Genomic DNA, 18,891 nt, shown 5'->3' on the forward strand with positions numbered 1-18,891 from the left:
TCGATGCAAACTCATATTTTAAGCTATTTTATAGGTGGTAATTTTGTTCAGCTCCTACATTTAATAATGAGAAAAGCTTTCATTAGTTAAGTATATGAGTACTTTTTAGCTGAACTTAAAATATTTACATTAGCTATACACCTTTCTACTTTAACGTCTCTTTGTTTTTTAAACCCTTGATTAGTTAAAGGTAACATTCTTATTTTTAACATAAATACCGACTTCGAACTGTGAAACACAATTGATATGCGTTATCATTCGCAACATTATTAACTTCTAATATTAACAATAATGAACAGACTTATTAAATTTACCCCTATTTTATGCGCACTCGCTTTAGCAGGTTGTGGAAGCGGCTCGGGCAACAGTGCACCATTATTTACCCAATCAAATTTAAGTTTTACGCTTAACGAAGATACCGCTTTTTCAGGACAGGTTTCAGCCACTGACGACGACCCGCTTAGTTATACTTTGGCGCAATCGCCAAGTAACGGCATTATTACATTAGAGGCTAACGGTGAATTTACTTACACACCACACGCTGATTTTTTTGGTGAAGATAGCACGACTATTTCAGCAAGTGACGGCAGTTTAAGCGCTGATGTTGTTGTACGTTTTATTATTGAAAACATTAATGATGAACCTACTATTTCAACAACTAATGTTACATTTACTACCTCAACAACAAGTGTAGGTAAAATAAATACTAGTGATGTTGATGGTGATGCCGTGAGCATTACGCTACTTACACCGCCAAGTAGTGGTGTAATATCTATAAATAGTGAAACTGGTGAATTTAGCTATGAGGCACAAACACTCACTACGCAAAATGATGAATTTACCGTTAGTTATACCGACGGCATTATAAGTGAGCCATTAACTGCGACTATTTCACTTAGCCCCTCTTATGTAACAAATGAAGACAAACGTAACTACTACTACAGCTCAGATAAGTCTCATTTAAAACAAGCCGATTTAATAACAGAAAATATTAACGATGAACTATCTCGTTATAGTATTTATCAAACTCAAGCTGCAGCTTATGCGCGCGCTGGTTTTTTAACTACCGCACAAGAGTATTTAGCGCTGATTAATGAACAAACAGCCTATGCCGATGGGCTTTTAAAAGTAGCCAGTGCACTGGATACGATTAATCGCTCTGAGCAAGCTATAGAATATAGAGAGCTAGCTTTAACATCTTATAACCAATACCTTGCTGAAAAAGGATTGGATAATATAGACAGAAATGATGCATCTTGGTTGTTAACTATTACACGAGACTATTTAGATGCATTACAACTGTCGCAAGCAACTAGCTTAATTGAACAAATTGAAGGCTATGCATTAAACGCAGCACAGGATGAGTTTACAACTACATTTGGGTACTTTATTACTGCATTTTCAAGTGCTGCAAGCTCAACTCTTGAATCATATGCAGCGACACCCACTGCTGAAAACTTAGAAACTGCAAAGTTATTCGCTAAATCGTTCGCTCAATTAAGTAATAAAACAGGCTACGTAATAGCAAAAAATGGTGATTATAAAGGAGAGCCAACTCACCGCTCTCGTATATTATATTTAGCATGGTCGGCAGAGTTTTTATTACAAACTAATCAGTTAGAACTTGCACGTGAATATACTAATAAAGCACTCGCTCTTTATGGTATTACTAATTTCGATAGTAATTATAATTATGCTGCCTCACCTTATTCACAAGCAACTCTTAGCTACTACCCGTATGCACTAAGTAATTTGGCTACACTTATCGAGGCGCTGTACGACACAACTCAAAACCCTGCATATGAACTAATTACATCTGAGTGGGAGCAATCATTTGCACAACGCTCAATGGTTTCATTTATTGTGGCGCAGCGTTTATTAGCAGGCGAAGATGCAACAACAGTACTCGATGAAGTTGCTCAACCTTTTAAAGATAAAGATGAATATAACGTGCTATTTCAGGGGTTAACCGATACTACAAACTTACCTGGTACTGCACTTATTTTGAGCCAATTTAATCGAAATGATTTAGCTCAACAAGTAATGAATTATGCCGGTGACTTACTTATTTCAGATGAGTACATACAAGCCGAGAGTTATGCAACGTATCTTACTGGTTTTAGAGGCTGCTCTGCTTTTGTTGAAATAAGCGGTCGCGTTGGTATGGATGAAAAAGTTCAAGCTGAAAAGTGCATTACTATGCTCGAAAAACTACAAAGCGGTGAGCTACAAACACTCTCATCTAGCAGCCAAATTTCAGTTCATAGCAATGTAATAATGACGCTAACTCGATCTGGCTCAACAGATGGTATCCCAGCTATATATACGCAATTACTTAACCATATATCAGAACTAGAAACCCCTGAAGATCGCTTTGAGAACCGCTTAGAAACACTTGGTTTTATGATTGATGCGGGTTATTCAACACAAGCATTAGACACATTTACTTTATCGGTTGAAGAAATTACGCCTTTAATTTCAGAGTTTGATAGCAACCAATTAACCGATCTAGTTGAGCTTTTAAAAGAGTATATTTTAGATATTGAAGCGCCTAAAACTGGGTATTTCACTATTTACAGTGCGTTGTCATCTATGGGGGCTAATGCTCAAAACATTAATGACTATGAAGCTAAATACCAAGGATTTAAAGCACCAACGTCTACGTTAATTAATACTTTAGAGGAACGCATTACTGCGCTTTCAGACACCGCATTACAAAGTAATATGATGGACTTAGTTTCTGCTCATGTGCTTCTTGGTGATAATGCTAAAGCAATTTCGTTAATTGAAAATAGCGTAAATGGCTCAGCAGATAAACTCAACCTTTATACTGAAATGGCAAGTTTAATAGCTGCCCGTGATGACTTTAGAGAAAAAGCAGTTGCCAGTGTAGATACCGATCACGACGGACTTCCTAACTTTTTCCTACCAAATGTAAGCGAAGACGACATAACAGCCTCAGGTTTAATAGCCGATCAAGATGCCGACAATGACGGCATTATTGATAGCGAAGACAGTACTCCACTTGGTAATTAATTAAGAGATTTAAATGCAGACACCTAGCACCTTAGCGTGTCTGCTTTTGCTTACCCAAAACGCTTATGCAGCGAACGAGCAAGAGCAGACCGACCAGTCAAAACCCATATGCAGTACTTTACAAAATGAAGAAAAAAAACGTTGTGAAGCCTTAGAACACATAGAAGTAAAAGGTCAGTACATAGGTATTGAAGTGCCTGAAGTAATTGGTCGCTCATACCTCGACCGTAACTTTATAACCTCGACCGCTAAAGGTAATGGGGATATAAATGAGTTAATTGCCCTCCTCCCTGGAGTACAACTCAGTAACGACGCTTTTAGTATTGAAAGCTTGGCTGAAATTAGCGCACCCGAAATATCTATTTCTGGCGCGCAACCTTGGCAAACAGGGTTTTCGATTGATGGCATGAACTACAACAACCGTATTGATCCCGCCAGTGCTACACGAGTTACAGCTACCAGCAATGATGTGTCGGGCGGTGTGCAAAGCATGAATGTAAATTCAGATATTGTTGAATCAATAACCGTGTACGACCATAACATTCCAGCCGAATTTGGTGGTTTTTCAGGTGGAATTGTTGATGCTAAAACCAAAAGTGCTTTTGCAAAAGACAGCTTTAGCTTTGGTGTGCGTGGGAATCAAAGTAGCTGGGGAGAATACCATTTTCTTAAAGCTGATGAAGAGTCTGGACAACGAAATGTTGATGATGAAGCGCTAGAAGCCCCAGAGTTTAAAAAAATAAGTTACTCATTGAGCGCCAATAAACAACTCAATGAACGCCACGGACTTATGGTAAGCGTTAATTACCTTACCAGCGACATTAGTGATTTTTCACTGGGTCAACCAAAAACGCAAAGTCGCCGAAATATTAATGCATTAGTTAAATATGGATACAAAAATGGCTGGGTCGATCAGCTTGATATTAGTTTAATGTACGCCCCTTACGAAGTTGATAACTTTATTGTTGATACCAAAGACAGTAACTTTCACTTAGAAGGTGGAGCAGTGGGCGGCGTAATATCGCTAACAGAAAATTTAAGCTTTGCTACATGGCACAGTAACCTTAATGTAAATTTAAGCGATAGCAGTCGAGAGTCCCAAGATCACTTTTATAATTGGTTGCAGGCAAAAGGAAAGCAATGGGGAGAATTTGCGGACCAAGGATTATCTAATACGCGTTATTCCAAGCAAGGTGGGTATGGGGCGCTCGATAACACACAATTGACCACGAGTTGGAAAAACACTCTCGATTTTAATACGTTTAAATTTTTGAGTGTAGAGCACAATATTAAAGCTGGTATAGAGCTTATACACCAAGAAGTGAAACGTGAACGTTTTCAAAATAGTTACACATACGACTCTCCTATTATTTGGTCAAGCGCCAGTGCACCACTTAATTGCAGCGGTTACACGCTTGATTGCCAATCGCTTGAATCTGCTATTTCTATAGAGCAACTTACCGAGCAATTGGGAGGGAGTATTGATTTTAATAACCCTGAACATATTGCAGCTTATAGCGATAACATTGTAAGTACTGCACAGTATTTTAATGGTCGTAAAGTTACACCTGCTGAATATATAAATGTAGGACTTAACCGTGGCGCTTTATATATCACCGATCATTTAACGCTTGGTCATGTAAATATTAACTTAGGAATGCGCTATAACTATGATGATTTTTTAAAAAATCATAACTTAGCCCCGCGTATTTCGCTTGGTTACGATGTGTTTAATGATGGACGTACAATAATAAGCGCAGGCGTAAACCGTTATTATGATTCAGGAATTATTGGTTATAAAATAAAAGAGCAACAAAACTTTTCGTATAACGAATACCGCCCTATCGAAAACGGCTACTTACAAGGCTGGTTACCCTCTAATTACACTGGCGCATTTAAATATCGTTTTAACGATGTGCAAACACCTTTTGATGACGAGTTAGCTTTTGGTATAGCTCACTCATTTGAAAAAATTGGTAACTTTTCACTTAAGTATGTAAAACGGAAAAAGCATCAACAATTGTCTCGCTCAACTGCTGATACGCCAAGTGAAGATGGCTTCAAATATATTGAAATAACAAACAGCGGTACAGGTAGCTCTGAGCGTTACTCGATTGCATGGAGTGCACAATTTAAAGCACATTCATTCTGGGCAAATGCTTCATATGCGCAAAATAAAGTGTCAAACGACAGCTACAATGCAACCGCAAATAACACCCCTCTTGATGAGCTAGTTTATTACGTTAATGCTAAAGAAGAAGGTGAACTTGTTACACTTAACCAGTTATCTCAAATTCGCACCAATTTTGGAACTCCCGTAACCGGCGCTATGGGTTGGAATGTTGACTGGCTTGATTCACTTAGTACAGGCTTAAACATTACCTATAGTGGTAGCTTTGATACAGCTGTTAGCACAGGCGCGAGTGAAAGCGTTGAGCTAGACAAGAGCTGTATTAGTTGCCCTATTACATCTACTTTGGTTGATGTTTATGAGCAACGTGTTATTCGTGCCCGCACTATGGTCGGCTTAAGCTTACGATATAATCCTAAAATTAGTGAAAAACACAACGTAGAAATACGCGCTGATGTATCTAACCTTTTAAACGCCCGTACTTACAATGTAAACGAAGGAGCCGCTGGCATTGAACCTGGTCGAATGTTTTGGCTTGGAGTAACTTATAAATATGATTAAGCTACTTGGTTTAATAACATTATTACTCCCCCTTAGTATGCACGCTCAACAATACAGCAACACAGAGCTACGTGGTTTGTATAGTAAGAGCCAAGTAAATTGGCCTGCCATTCAAACCAGTGATGAGCGTATAGTTGAGCCTCTTTCGCTATTGCCAATAGCCACTCCACGGGCAGAGCACGTTGCACTTGGCAATAAGCTTTTTCATGATACACAGCTTTCACGCGATAAAACCGTAAGCTGCGCAAGTTGTCATGAACGAGATAAGGGTTTTCATGATGGTCGTGCCACTGCAATCGGTATAAATGATCAAGTGGGCACCCGCAATACCCCTGCAATTTTTGGTATAGATCAGTGGCAAAGTTTTTTTTGGGATGGTCGCGCTAAAACAGCTGAGCAACAAGCACTTATGCCCATTAGCAACCCAATTGAAATGGACTTAGATCCACAAAAAGCTTTAATGCGAGTCAATAAAGATAAAAGCTATACGGCATTTAATAAAAGTGCTTTTAATTCAAATACGCTCTCCATGGCACAAATGGCAGAAGCCCTCGTAGCTTTTGAGCGAACACTCATTGCACCTAATACTCGTTTTAAATCATTTATTAATGAGGTTCAGAGTAATCCAAAAAAAGCGGTTAGACACTTATCAGATAGTGAATTAAACGGGTTACATTTATTTAGAACCAAAGCAAAATGTATGACTTGCCATAATGGCGCGCTATTAAGTGACAACCAATTTCATGGCACAGGGCTTCATTACTACGGTCGCCACTTTGAAGATAAAGGACGCTTTAATATTACAAATAACCCAAGTGATATAGGGTTATTTAGAACCCCATCATTACTAGGTTTAACACAAACATTTCCTTGGATGCACAATGGGCTTTTTGATGATCTACTGGGTATAGTAAACATGTACAACCATGGTGGAGCAAGACCTAAGCCCAGAAAAACCCAGTTGAACGATCCACATTTCCCTAAAACAACGAAACTACTAAAGCCATTAAAATTAACTAAGCAAGAGCGTTTAGATCTCGTTGCATTTCTAAGAATTTTATAAGTTTTGCAGTTGTTCTATCAACCATTTATGAATTGGACTGTTATTAGTACGAGGATGCCATGCGGCTATTACTTTAAATGTAGGTGGTAGCGCCTGCGTTTTAAGCTGTTTAACTTTGCTGTTTGGTAATAATCTTGATGGGTAAAACGCCAACATATCGGTTGTATGTAAAATGTCGGGCACTGCTGAAAAGCTCGGTACCGACATAACAATATTTCGCTTTAAACCCTTATTTGCAAACCATTGATCGTGTGATCCACGTAAATTAGCGCGCGAAGGCGACACTACCAGCTGTGGGTGCGCTGCAATTTGCGAGAGTGTTAAGGGCTCATTTTCAAACTCATTTTTACAGCCTGTAATACACAAGTGCTGCTCTTCTAGCAAAGTGACATACGCTAAGTTGTCAGGAATAAACTCAGGAAAACTTATAAGTAAATCAAGTTCGCCTGCGGTTATAAGTTGATTAACGTTGTCGGATGCAAAGTCGCGCACTATAAGCTTTAAACCTGGTGCTTCGCGGCGGGTTATATTAAAAAGCTGAGGCAATAACGCCTGCGTTGCATAATCGGTCGCACTAATAGTAAATACACCTTTGTAGCTTTGTGGTGTAAATAACTCTGGCTCTAGCAAGGTTTCTAGTTGTTTTAATATATGAATAATAGGCTGCTGCATAGCGAGGGCTTTAGGGGTCGGCACCATACTATTACCTTGGCGTATAAATAAACGATCATCAAATAAATCGCGCAGTTTTCGTAACTGCTCACTAATTGCTTGTTGAGTTAAACCCATTTTACGAGCCACTTGCGAAAGGTTTTTTAAATCAAGTAATGCGTTAAGCACTCTGAGCTGTTTAATATCGAGCCTATTAATACCATTCATAATTGTATCTAAAACAAAAAACTGTTGTTTCAAATTGTATCTTTAAAACTCTACCCTTACCAACATTGCTTAAGCAGCAAATTGCTGATTAAGCCCATCACAATATTTTATCTCGTTAAATGCGAGGTAATAAGCCACTAAGTTTGCTTTAAGAGAGAGTTTTAATGAATCATCCTATTTCAGATACCAGTACGTTATTTTCATCTGTAGAACTTGGTCCTTTCACGCTTAAAAACCGTATTGTAATGCCACCACTAACACGCTCTCGCAGCACTCAGCCGGGTAATATTCCTAATGAATTAATGGCTGAATATTATGCGCAGCGCACGTCAGCTGGCTTTATGGTTACCGAAGGCACGCAAATAGAACCTCGAGGTCAAGGCTACGCTTGGACCCCTGGTATTCACTCGCAAGCACAAATTGAAGGTTGGAAAAAAGTAACAAAAGCCGTACACGCTAAAGGCGGTGTTATTTTTGCTCAGCTTTGGCATGTAGGTCGTGTATCACACACGTCGTTACAACCAAATGCAGATAAACCGGTTGGCCCTTCAGATATTGTTGCTGACAATGTAAAAGTCTTTATTGAAACCGCACCTACTGAGGGCTCGCTTGCTAACCCAAGTGAACCCCGAGCCCTAAGCACTGCTGAGGTTGGTGAGCTAGTAAATATGTATGCTCAAGCTGCACGCAATGCTTTAGAAGCAGGCTTTGATGGTGTGGAGCTTCATTGTGCTAACGGCTATTTAGTTAATCAGTTTATTTCTGAGCACACTAATAATCGTGACGATCAATACGGTGGAACACTTACTAATCGCCTGCGCTTTTTAAAAGAGATAGTGGATGCTGTGAGTGGCGTAGTGGGTGCCGATCGTTTAGGTGTACGTTTTGCTCCTTTGTTTGCAAGTACAGATGAAACAAGAGTGTATTTAGGGCTTGTAGAATCAGACCCTCACCACACTTATGTAGAAGCTGTAAAAATACTTGAAAAAGCAGGTATTGCTTATCTATCAATTGCGGAAGCTGATTGGGATAACGCCCCTGATTTACCAGAACAGTTTTACAAAGCGGTAAGAGCTGAATTCTCTGGTCGCATTATTTATGCTGGTAAATATACAGTAGAAAAGGCAATTCGTATTTTAGGTGAAGGTTACGGTGACTTATTTGCATTTGGTCGCCCATTTATAGCTAACCCTGATTTACCAGAGCGTATAGCGAATAATTGGACGTTTAACGAAGCCGATGCAGCGACCATGTATGGCGGCACTGAAGTGGGTTATAGCGATTACCCGTTTTATCAAAAGTAGTAAACCTAAACTCTAAACGATATATAAAATTGGTATAGAACCAATACGGTTTTATAACAGGTAGCTTAATTAAGCTACCTGTTTTTAGGTAAGAAAACGGTGTTGATAACACTGCTAAAATTTTATTATTAATTGTTCTCGATAATTGCTCTTGCATTGCTCTACCTTCGGCATTTATGCAACCGTATAGCAGTTATTTTTTAATCGAGTTAACGTTAGATTTAATCTCTCAAATTGATTAAGTATTACTGCGGATTGGTATTAGCGTCAAGAATAGTAAAGATAAGTAAAAGGGTGTAAAGCCTCCCTGCATTGCTCTTACATGCAGTTGGCATTCAGTTTCAAACGTCAATACTAGCCATGTTAACCACAAACGAGGCAATATTATGAAACTTACATTTATACTACCGGCACTATTAGTTATTGGCACTTTATCTAGTTCTGCATTTGCAGCATCACATGATAGATATACAAAGCAAGAATATAAAAAGGTTCAGCTAAAACGAGAACTGAAAAAAATTAACCAAACTAAGGTAATCAAGTACGTTCCCGTTAAAGTTGTTAAAAGAAACGTTAATAACACAGCATTTGTTAAAGTTAATACCATAACGTACCACCCAAGCCTTAAATTTATTAAAAGATAGATGCGTACTTTAAAATATAAAGTCATGTTTGCGGCAATAAACAACGTGCCGCAAACTTAGCTTTTTACACTACTTAAACTCTATTTTATTGGTATTACCCCATCTAAAAATGCACAGAAATAACGTTTTCTAAGCGCAACAAGACAATCCAAGTATATAATTTAATAGCAATATTATTAAAATACCTCTCGTAATAAACCCCATTACAAAGAATATAATTACCCTGTAAAATCGTCAAAAACAACTAAGTATGTCAATAACTGTCAGTAAAATGTAAAAAGCTGTAAGGTCTGTCTCTGAAACTAGCACATATCAGTTACCATTCAGTTTAAGGCGTTAGTATTGAACTTAGTTATGTAACAACATAAACGAGGCATACTATGAAACTTACTTTTTTACTACCCGCACTGCTTGTTATAGGCACTGTGTCGGGTTCGGCGCTTGGGGCGCCGAGCGAGGAAAACAGCAAGAGCTATAAACGCGATCACGATAAACGTATTGAACATAAACGTGACGAACGCAAGCACGAAAAACGTGTTGAATATAAGCGTGATGAACGCAGGCACGAAAAGAAAAAACGCATTGAGTATAAGCAAGATAAACGCGAGCAACGTAAATATGAAAATCGTAAACGTGCTTACGTTAAAAGTAATCACCATAAAGTTGTTACTTACAGACCAGGTAGATTAATAAATCACTTACCGCGTAATAGTGCATCTATCAGATTTAATGGTATTTCTTTTACTTTTAACGATGGAATTTATTATCGTAAAGCTAAAAGTGGTTACCGCTCAGTAATACCGCCAAGAGGGTTGCGTATAAGATCCCTACCTAAGCATTACTCACGTGTAAGGCATCACAACACTACATATTATACATATCAAAACGTGTATTACGTTGCTGATAACGATGGCTACACCGTTGTAGACACACCAAATATACAATTAAATAAAGCAATCAAAATAGGCAATGCTAATGATTATAGTTTAGGTGAAACCTATGACTCACTGCCCTCATCGGCAGAGGCTGTAACCATTAATTCTAAACAATATTTTAAATACAACGATATTTACTTTTTACCGCAAATAAGTGGCGATGAAATAAAATACCTCGCAATAAGCCTTGGTTAATCGTCTTATTCGTCTTAAATAAAAAGGCTCAGCTATTAATAGCTGAGCCTTTTTATTGAATATAACCCACTCTAAAATACGCTTTAATTACCACAACACACCAATTAACCATCTAACTGTGACGATTAATGAACTAAAAATAAAAACAATTATGAAAGCAATATAGTGAGGTATAAATACCATAGCCCCCTCACCAAACCCTTCAATAAAAGGCATTAAAAAATACCCATATCCAAACCAAATAGCTGCATACACAAGAAAATGAATAAAGTAACTATCTGCAAATATTAATATAGAAGAACTATAGATAGCTATAATGACAGGCATACAAAAAAATAAAACCATAAAAATGACATGTAATTTTTCATGAATATTATTTACGAGCTGTTTTAAATTACTAAGAGGTTTAATTTCTTCCTTTAATTCTTTTTCAATAAACTCATCTACCGTCATGTTATGATTTTTTGCATCAATTTCAATATCATAACCCTTAGTCCGTTCATGCTCTTTTTTTATAAAATATGCCCAAATAAGTAAAGTGGGAAAAGTTATAATACTCATCAAAAACAAGCCGTAGTAGCCATATTCTGGCTTAAAAATAGATAAAAACATAAAAGCTCCTTTTATATAATGAAGGATGTTTAAAAGTACTTTTAAACACTAAGCTTACTAACAATATGCTGTACACATGTACTTTTATCAACAACCCATAATCCATAACTAATTGGCAGTATTTCTATATTAGCGCGGCTAAATAATTTATAGGTATCGAGCTCAAAAAAGTCAGCCCATGGTCCAGGAAAACCAATTAAATTAATTGCGAGATATTGACCATTATGACGGCACAAAATATCAACATCCGTTCCAGCTATTGTATAACCAGCCCACGTTTCTATTTTTAACTGTGTTAGTTCATCAATAACACGTTGCTGAAACTCATCAATTTCCGATGTAATATTATGAGTTGCTTTAAACTGCGTTATTGAACTTAAATAGCGCCTTAATAAATAATGCTCTGGCAACTGCGTTTCATCTATTGATAAAAATACGTATTGCTTTTGTCTTGCCCGTGTAATGCACACATTAAACACATCCGCTTTATTTATATAAGCTGCGGCTCTTTTTGCATTATTATCAACCGCAAAAGAGATAAGCATAATATCTCGTTCTTCACCTTGAAAACCAAATGGAGTAGCGGCTCTAATTTTGTGTTTTATTATTTCAGCATCACTAAAATGAGCTTCTATTTCTTTGGCAATATAATCAGCTTGGTTTCTAAAAGGCGATACAACGCCAATGCTATGGTTTATTCCAGTGCTTTTATCATCACTAATTTGTAACTTAATCGCGTTTATAACACTGCTTGCTTCAAGATGGTTAATGCCCGCACTATCTCTAATCCCATCTACACGTTGTACAAGTAAATTTCCCGTGCTTGTGCAGGGTCTATGCTGCATTATTTTTAGTTTTGATTGATAAAAATGCTCATTACTAAAATGAATTAGCTCTGGCTTACTTCTAAAATGCTCATCTAAAAATGCGAGCTGTTTATTATTATTCAATGCATTTAAGGCTAAATCTAAAATAGAGTTGTCACGATAACTCATAATGCCGCCATCGCTAAGGCTCACATTATTTTTAGACATCAGTTGAGATTCTTTACTTTTTGCCAAAAAAGAATAATGTCTTAACTGTTTAGTGTCGCCCACAATCATCGCTCTTTTTGCGCGATAAAGTGCGGGTAAGCAACTACTGATATTACATTGCGTGGCTTCATCAATAATTACTAAGTCAAACATTTCGGCTTTTAACGGGAGTACTCTATACAGCGTATTTAAACTAACCAACCACACCGGAAAAGCAGATAATAAAGGACCATATTCTATATTATCAAAAAGCTCAAACTGCCTTTTTGATGTGCGACTGCGAATAGCTTGGTTAAATGCGTTTAGCGATTTACGTTGTGTATCAACTAACGTGTTGAGGTTTTTATTTTTTAACGCATTTAAATAACTACTCGCCAGCGTTTCTCTTTTAAGTTGCTGAGCATTTATTTGATCTAACGAAGACCATTGCTTTGCTAATTGCCCAATACCACGACGAGCAAATTTAATGTATAAATGTGTAAGCCATTTAATATTTTTTTCTTCAAGATTTTTGAGTCTTTTCCCTCTAATTATTGCTCGGTGGCAAAACTGACTAAAACGTTGCTCTAGCTCATTTAATAAGGTGTTTAATTCGTTTAGTTTAGACTCAATAAGCGCGGGGTTATCTTGCTCATCCGCTAAGTACCCTGCTAATAAATCGGCAATATAGTCTTTTAGTTTTTTTAAAAATTCTTTTTGCCCAGCACGTATAGACACATCACTTAAACCAAAGTTTTCATCGAGCTTATCGGCTATTACATCAAGTGCGGGGTTATTGTTTGCAACAATAAGCACCGACTCTCCTCGCGCCATATGCTCTGCTGCAATAGCTGCAATGGTGTAACTTTTTCCTGTCCCTGGCGGTCCAGAAACACATCCTAAATTGATATTTGCTGCAATCGAAATTACTTTTTTTTGCGGACCCGATAGTAAACCAGGCAAGTACTCATACTTTAATTTTTTATTTTCGTTGATGGGCTGCACAGCCCCAATTAAAGCGTTTATAGGAGGCGGCAGTTTATTTGATTCTATGATTTCTTCTAATTCATGAAGCACACCACGGCTGCTACTTGAACGCTCAACAAAAATAAGCATCGAGGCAGGTAAAAGTGTAGGCTCTTTATTTTTTAAGGCTTTTTTTATTTCGTCATAATTAGCAAGTTCAGGGTAGTTTAAAAGCTCAAGCACATTGAGCCCTAACGGGCTTTCTTTTAATAACGATGTCCAAAAATAAGCTGACTGAATATCAGTCGTTTCATCAATATTTGCAAGCTTATTAACCTCAGGCATTAAAAGTTCTGTTAATGATTCATTTATATCGGGGTGATGTTCATTTAAAGAGAAGTAATAGTCGTCCTGCTCTTTTTCAATAACGGCTTCATTAAATAAAATAGGCGAAACAACCTGCTTTATCTCGCCCTTAACTTCTATGTTACCAACGAATATAAAGCGAGCATAAAGTAATACTCGCTCTCGTTGATACACCTCAACGCGCTTCATCATTTGATCAGCAAATTCTTTGGGAATAGGAAGACGCGGTAAAAAGCCTGAACCTAAATCATCACGACCCTCAAGAATAAGGCGGTCTTCTTTTTTTAATTTATTTAAATTCCATAAATTTAAATCCGCGCTATCTTCTTTATAACAATCACGATAATAAGAAAGTACATTTTTACTGCTCAAAATTGAAACGCCTTATTAAAATGGTGTATTAACTTATTATGCTCTGTAAGCGACCCTGTAATTAAAAATAACAAGTACTCACTAATAAACATATTATACTTTTCTAAGATAAAAATTAAGGTAAATAATTACTAGCAAGCTATTACACCTGTTAATAAATTGCAAATTAAACAGTGTGTTACATGTTTATTCTTATAAAGTATAATAAAATGATAAGCTGCTAAAAATCAGCGCAATGGATTACATAAAAAGAGGAAAAATGAAAAACATCATAACTTACACTGAAAATTTAAAAGAAAATAAGTGGGGTGATTTTCACTTTGATTTAATAAAAATAAATACACTGCCAGAGTTTGAAAATTTAGATAACTTTGGCAGTATGAGTATTTTTAGAGAAGCTATTTTTAAAGAAATACAAAATTTAACAGCAAAGAGTACGTTAAAGTTACTCATTATTACCCCAGATACAACGTCAGAAAAAGCGTATGGTATTGCTTTTTTACAGGACAAAGAAATTTTAACCATGGAAATAGAAGCAACGCCTCTATTTAATCAGTGGTTCAGCTCAATTAATAAAAACGCATCAACACCTAAAGTATATACATTTACAAGTAATAGCAGTTCAAGTCGCTCCCTTTTTAACAACGAAAAAGAGCTTACTCATAAAGGTATGGGGGAGTTTATTTGTAGCCAAGTTCCAAATAGCTTTATTGCTGAAAAGTTAACTAAAGAAAAAGCTGACTTTTTAACGCCTTTTATACAGCTCAATGCATCTGATAACTTTGAATTAATTGAACAATATTTTAAAGCGTTGGTAAAACAAAATAACCTCAATGTTATTGAGCCCAAAAACAACGATGCTATTTATGCTGAATTTGAAAACGAAGCCGGCTTTGCATTCCCAGCTATACTAAAATTGTTTTTAACACTACATAATGGTGTCGAAAATACAGCATTTATGAGCATTCAACGCATTTTAAAAGAATGGCGCGACTGGCAGTCTATTTATAATGAATGGACTCAAGAAGAGTTATTCGACACAGATAATGAAAGTAATATAAAAACCGTACCCATATACGTTACTCCTTATTGGGTACCATTTTTTAATTTGGGAGGTGGAAACTTTATAGCACTGGATTTTGCACCAAATACCAAAGGTACATCAGGACAAGTAATATCATTTGGCGCAGATGAACAAAGTGCCATTTACGAGGCTAAAACGTTAAGTGAGTTTCTAAAAGGCTTTATTACTGCCGATAGCTCTGAATAACTCCAATAGCTTAAGAACTTACTTTAATAGCACTTACCTGAAGTAAAAAAGCGCTCTTATGATTACTTTAAGAGCGTTTGTTTAATTTATTAAACACTTAAATTACGCTCAAAGTTTACAATATCAACGCCGGCTTTTACTTTGTATAACTGCGCTAAGCGTCCGCCCGATTTAACTTTTTCATCTAGTGTTTCAAACATATCAGCAGCTTCAATGCGTCTAATAATACTTTTACGCTGAACAGGCTTACCTATAATGGTTTCAATTACGGACTTAAATTGCCCTACGGTAAAATGCTCTGGCAAACAATAAACCGGCGCCATTGAATACAATGCTTTTTGTTTTAAACGCGCTTTAGCTTGCTCAATAATATACTTATGATCAAAAGCCACTGGCAAATTATTTACTTCATCTAAATCTATCCACTTTGCATCGTCAACCGTTTCTATGTGGGTTGATACTTGCGCCTCTGCAATTAATGCAAAGTACACCAAAGTGACACTAAACCCTCTCGGATCTCGATTAATACCAGAGTATGTTTGCAACTGCTCTAAATATTGAGGCGCTACACTGGTTTTTTCTTTAAGCTTTCTAAGCGCCGTCATACTTACACTATCGTCAATATCTACATCAACAAACCCACCTGGCAAACCCCATCGACCTATAAATGGTTCACTCGCACGCTTAACCATGAGTACTTTTAAAGCACCGTTTTTAACGGTAAACAGTACACTATCAACTGTAAATAATGGATTTTTATATTCGGTAATATCGTAATGTTCAGTCACAGCGTACTTCCGTTAAGTTAATGTCTTAATGACACAATAAATTAAACGTACTTCAATTTCAAGCCGCAGTACAATCACAGACATATATAAGTTCAGTGATTTAGTTTAAAAAATAGCTTGATTAGTATAAGTACATTTGGTAATTTAATTGTGTCGCTAAGACACAAACATTAAAAGGACAAAAAATGAAAGTATTTAGTTATGACTCATCAGGTAATAAATCGTTAGTTGATTATGATCACTTTACTTTTTCTGGTGGCGAAGAGCATGTGAGGTTTAACACGGCTACTTTTTCAGACTCTATCAAAATAGAGATTTTTGAACGACTAACCAATTCTTCAAAAATGGTTAGATTAATGATTGCTGTCGATGCCTTAAAAAGATTAACAAATGAAAGTGCGCCTATCGAACTTGTTATTCCTTATTTTCCTTATGCACGCCAAGACCGAGTATGTGTTGAAGGAGAAGCGTTAGGCGCAGCTGTTATGGCAAACTTTATTAATAGCTTAAACTTTTCAAAAGTGACTATTTGGGATGCGCATAGCGATGTATCCCCTGCTTTAATTAATGGAGTCACCAATATTGAACAAATTTCGTTACTTGCACGCTGCGAAGAGCTAAGCCAGCGCTTAGCAAAAGGCGAACTAACTCTTATTTCTCCAGATGCTGGGGCGAGTAAAAAAACCATTAAAATTTCAGAAAAATTCAATGGTGTACCTGACGTTATTCAAGCTCAAAAAGTAAGAAACTTAAAAACAGGCGAAATAGTAAAAACAGAAATTATTGGCGATGTTAAAGGTAAAAGCGTACTTATTGCTGATGATATATGTGATGGAGGCAGAACCTTTATCGAACTTGCCAAGGTACTAAAAAGTAATGGCGCTGTTGAAATTTCTCTTTTTATAACTCATGGCATTTTTTCAAAAGGGCTTGATGTTTTTGAAGGCCTAATTGATAAAATTTACACAACAGATTCGTTTAAACCGGCTAATGAGTTTAAAAATAGTAACAACATTAGTTTACAAATAATTGAGATGTAAGGAAAACACGATGACTATTACAGCTGCAAGTATGCAAAAAGACGTTTATAAAGAATTTCATAGCCGCGCTTATCACCCTGACGTAACAGAGGTATATGCAAATTATACCTCTCGTAGTGGCAAACTAAGTAACATAGAAAATAACGATAAAGTCGCGTTTGTTGGTCTTCAATACTTTATTAAAAGTTACCTTCAAGAAGAATGGGATGAGTTTTTTAAAGTAGATAAAGCAACGGCTGTTGCTAACCATAAACGTATTATGAGCTCAATGCTTGGCTATACTGTTGATGTGAAATACTTAGAAGATTTACATGACTTAGGTTACTTACCATTAAAAATAAAAGCATTGCCTGAGGGGACATTAGTTCCTTACTTAGTACCGCCAGTGACTATAGTGAATACAAAAGCGGGTTTTCAATGGCTAACTAATATGATTGAAACGGTATTAAGCTGTGAAAACTGGCCAATTCAGACAAGCACTACAACGGCTGTCGCTTATTTAAAAGTATTTAAAGAATTTGCAATTAAAACTGGCTTAGATATGGATTTTGTACCATTTCAAGGTCATGACTTTAGCTTTAGAGGTATGTTTGGTAAACATGCTGCGGCAATGAGTGGCTTTGGTCACTTAGCATCGGGACTTGTTGGTACGGATGTTATTACTGCGGTTTTATTTGCTGAAAAATATTACGGTGCAAATGTAGATAACGAACTTGTTGGTTGCTCAGTAGATGCAACAGAGCACTCGGTTACATGTTCTTGGATACTGGAAGGCGAAATTGAGTTCTTTAAATATTTAATGCAAGAACAGTCACCTAAAGGTATTTTAAGTGTTGTTTCTGATACTTGGGATTTTTGGACTCTAGTAACTGATTATTTACCACAGTTAAAAAGCGAAATAATGGCACGTGATGGCACGCTAGTTATTCGCCCCGATTCAGGGGATCCTGTTAAAATGTTAACCGGATATAATGTTTCACCTATATCAGATTACAGTGAATTATTTACAACTCAAAATGAAGCTGAAGCTGAAGTTATTAATAAAGGCTATGAAGCGTATTACTTTAACGGTCAATATTTTGGGTTTGAAGACAACAACACTATCGAACTGATGGAATGTGAAGTTAAAGGGCTTATTGAATGCTTATGGGACATATTTGGTGGCACAACAACACCTAAAGGTTATAAGTTACTTGATGAGCATATTGGTGCTATTTACGGCGATGCAATTACTTTAACGCGCCAACGCCAAATTCTACAAAGACTTATGGACAAGGGTTTTGCATCAAAAGTGGTTTTAGGTATGGGTTCATATAGCTATCAATATGTAACACGTGATACTCACGGCTCAGCAGTTAAAGCAACGAGCATAGTAAAAAATGGTAAGCGTGTTGCTATATTTAAAGACCCAAAAACTGATTCAAAGAAAAAATCAGCAAAAGGACTTTTAAAAGTTGAACGCGTAAACGGCGAACTTACTTTATTTGATGACGTAACCGAGCAAGAAGAAGCACAAGGACTATTAGAAGTAGTTTTTGAAGATGGCAAAATAATTAAAGAAACCACGCTAAGTGAAATAAGAAGCTTAATAGATCAACAAATTTAAAGCTTATTAGCACTAAACTAAAAGCCGCTGTAGCAATACAGCGGCTTTTAAGTTTAAGAGAAAATTAACTTACTTCAAAATATATTTAGAATAAATAGTTCTCATAAATA

13 protein-coding genes are annotated in these 18,891 nt (G+C 36.7%); 9 read left to right on the forward strand and 4 right to left on the reverse strand.

Annotation, left to right across the window (positions count from 1 at the left end):
- Positions 1–291 precede the first annotated feature (291 nt).
- From GQR56_RS11695 to GQR56_RS11705, 3 genes are read left to right on the forward strand one after another with little or no spacing between them, the layout of a single operon-like run.
- Positions 292–3,036 carry an Ig-like domain-containing protein gene (locus tag GQR56_RS11695; protein ID WP_166111609.1) on the forward strand — a complete coding sequence of 915 codons (2,745 nt, stop codon included), beginning with the start codon at positions 292–294 and terminating at the stop codon, positions 3,034–3,036.
- A gap of 13 nt (positions 3,037–3,049) precedes the next feature.
- The gene (locus GQR56_RS11700; RefSeq protein WP_165739955.1) at positions 3,050–5,728 is read left to right on the forward strand and encodes a TonB-dependent receptor plug domain-containing protein; all 2,679 of its coding nucleotides are present in this window, start codon (positions 3,050–3,052) and stop codon (positions 5,726–5,728) included.
- A complete protein-coding gene (locus GQR56_RS11705; RefSeq protein ID WP_166111612.1) occupies positions 5,721–6,791 on the forward strand; it encodes a cytochrome c peroxidase in 1,071 nt (356 codons plus the stop codon). The genes GQR56_RS11700 and GQR56_RS11705 overlap by 8 nt, the downstream gene beginning before the upstream one ends.
- Here GQR56_RS11705 and GQR56_RS11710 read toward each other — a convergent pair.
- A complete protein-coding gene (locus tag GQR56_RS11710) occupies positions 6,786–7,703 on the reverse strand; it encodes a LysR family transcriptional regulator (RefSeq protein WP_007587269.1) in 918 nt (305 codons plus the stop codon). The two genes, GQR56_RS11705 and GQR56_RS11710, sit on opposite strands and share 6 nt — an antisense overlap.
- Before the next feature lie 131 nt (positions 7,704–7,834).
- Between GQR56_RS11710 and GQR56_RS11715 the strand changes: the two genes are divergently transcribed.
- The 3 genes from GQR56_RS11715 to GQR56_RS11725 all read left to right on the forward strand — a co-directional run bounded on the left by GQR56_RS11715 (position 7,835) and on the right by GQR56_RS11725 (position 10,748).
- Entirely contained in the window at positions 7,835–8,974 is a 1,140-nt protein-coding gene (locus tag GQR56_RS11715) for an alkene reductase (protein ID WP_166111615.1), read from the forward strand.
- 386 nt (positions 8,975–9,360) lie between these two features.
- The gene (locus GQR56_RS11720) at positions 9,361–9,618 is read left to right on the forward strand and encodes a hypothetical protein (RefSeq protein ID WP_166111618.1); all 258 of its coding nucleotides are present in this window, start codon (positions 9,361–9,363) and stop codon (positions 9,616–9,618) included.
- A 380-nt stretch (positions 9,619–9,998) separates the two neighbouring features.
- Complete coding sequence (locus tag GQR56_RS11725; RefSeq protein ID WP_166111621.1) at positions 9,999–10,748, forward strand: DUF6515 family protein; 750 nt, start codon at positions 9,999–10,001, stop codon at positions 10,746–10,748.
- 87 nt (positions 10,749–10,835) lie between these two features.
- Here the strand turns inward: GQR56_RS11725 and GQR56_RS11730 are convergent, their stop codons facing one another.
- Both GQR56_RS11730 and GQR56_RS11735 read right to left on the reverse strand, forming a co-directional pair.
- Complete coding sequence (locus GQR56_RS11730; protein ID WP_166111624.1) at positions 10,836–11,360, reverse strand: hypothetical protein; 525 nt, start codon at positions 11,358–11,360, stop codon at positions 10,836–10,838.
- 41 nt (positions 11,361–11,401) lie between these two features.
- A complete protein-coding gene (locus GQR56_RS11735) occupies positions 11,402–14,077 on the reverse strand; it encodes a DEAD/DEAH box helicase (RefSeq protein WP_206018161.1) in 2,676 nt (891 codons plus the stop codon).
- Positions 14,078–14,336: 259 nt separating this feature from the next.
- Between GQR56_RS11735 and GQR56_RS11740 the strand changes: the two genes are divergently transcribed.
- A complete protein-coding gene (locus tag GQR56_RS11740) occupies positions 14,337–15,347 on the forward strand; it encodes an SMI1/KNR4 family protein (protein ID WP_166111627.1) in 1,011 nt (336 codons plus the stop codon).
- Between the two features lie 89 nt (positions 15,348–15,436).
- Here GQR56_RS11740 and GQR56_RS11745 read toward each other — a convergent pair whose 3' ends face one another.
- The gene (locus GQR56_RS11745; protein ID WP_024612176.1) at positions 15,437–16,135 is read right to left on the reverse strand and encodes an NUDIX domain-containing protein; all 699 of its coding nucleotides are present in this window, start codon (positions 16,133–16,135) and stop codon (positions 15,437–15,439) included.
- A 185-nt stretch (positions 16,136–16,320) separates the two neighbouring features.
- On the opposite strand from GQR56_RS11745, the gene prs reads away from it, so the two are divergent.
- Positions 16,321–17,175 (forward strand): ribose-phosphate diphosphokinase, encoded by an 855-nt coding sequence (gene prs, locus GQR56_RS11750; RefSeq protein WP_166111631.1) that lies wholly within the window; start codon positions 16,321–16,323, stop codon positions 17,173–17,175.
- A gap of 10 nt (positions 17,176–17,185) precedes the next feature.
- Positions 17,186–18,781, forward strand: coding sequence for a nicotinate phosphoribosyltransferase (locus GQR56_RS11755; protein WP_166111634.1), 1,596 nt, complete (start codon positions 17,186–17,188; stop codon positions 18,779–18,781).
- Positions 18,782–18,891 lie beyond the last annotated feature (110 nt).

Source organism: Pseudoalteromonas sp. Z9A5, from assembly GCF_011378875.1.
In the GTDB taxonomy this organism is placed as follows: Bacteria; Pseudomonadota; Gammaproteobacteria; order Enterobacterales; family Alteromonadaceae; genus Pseudoalteromonas.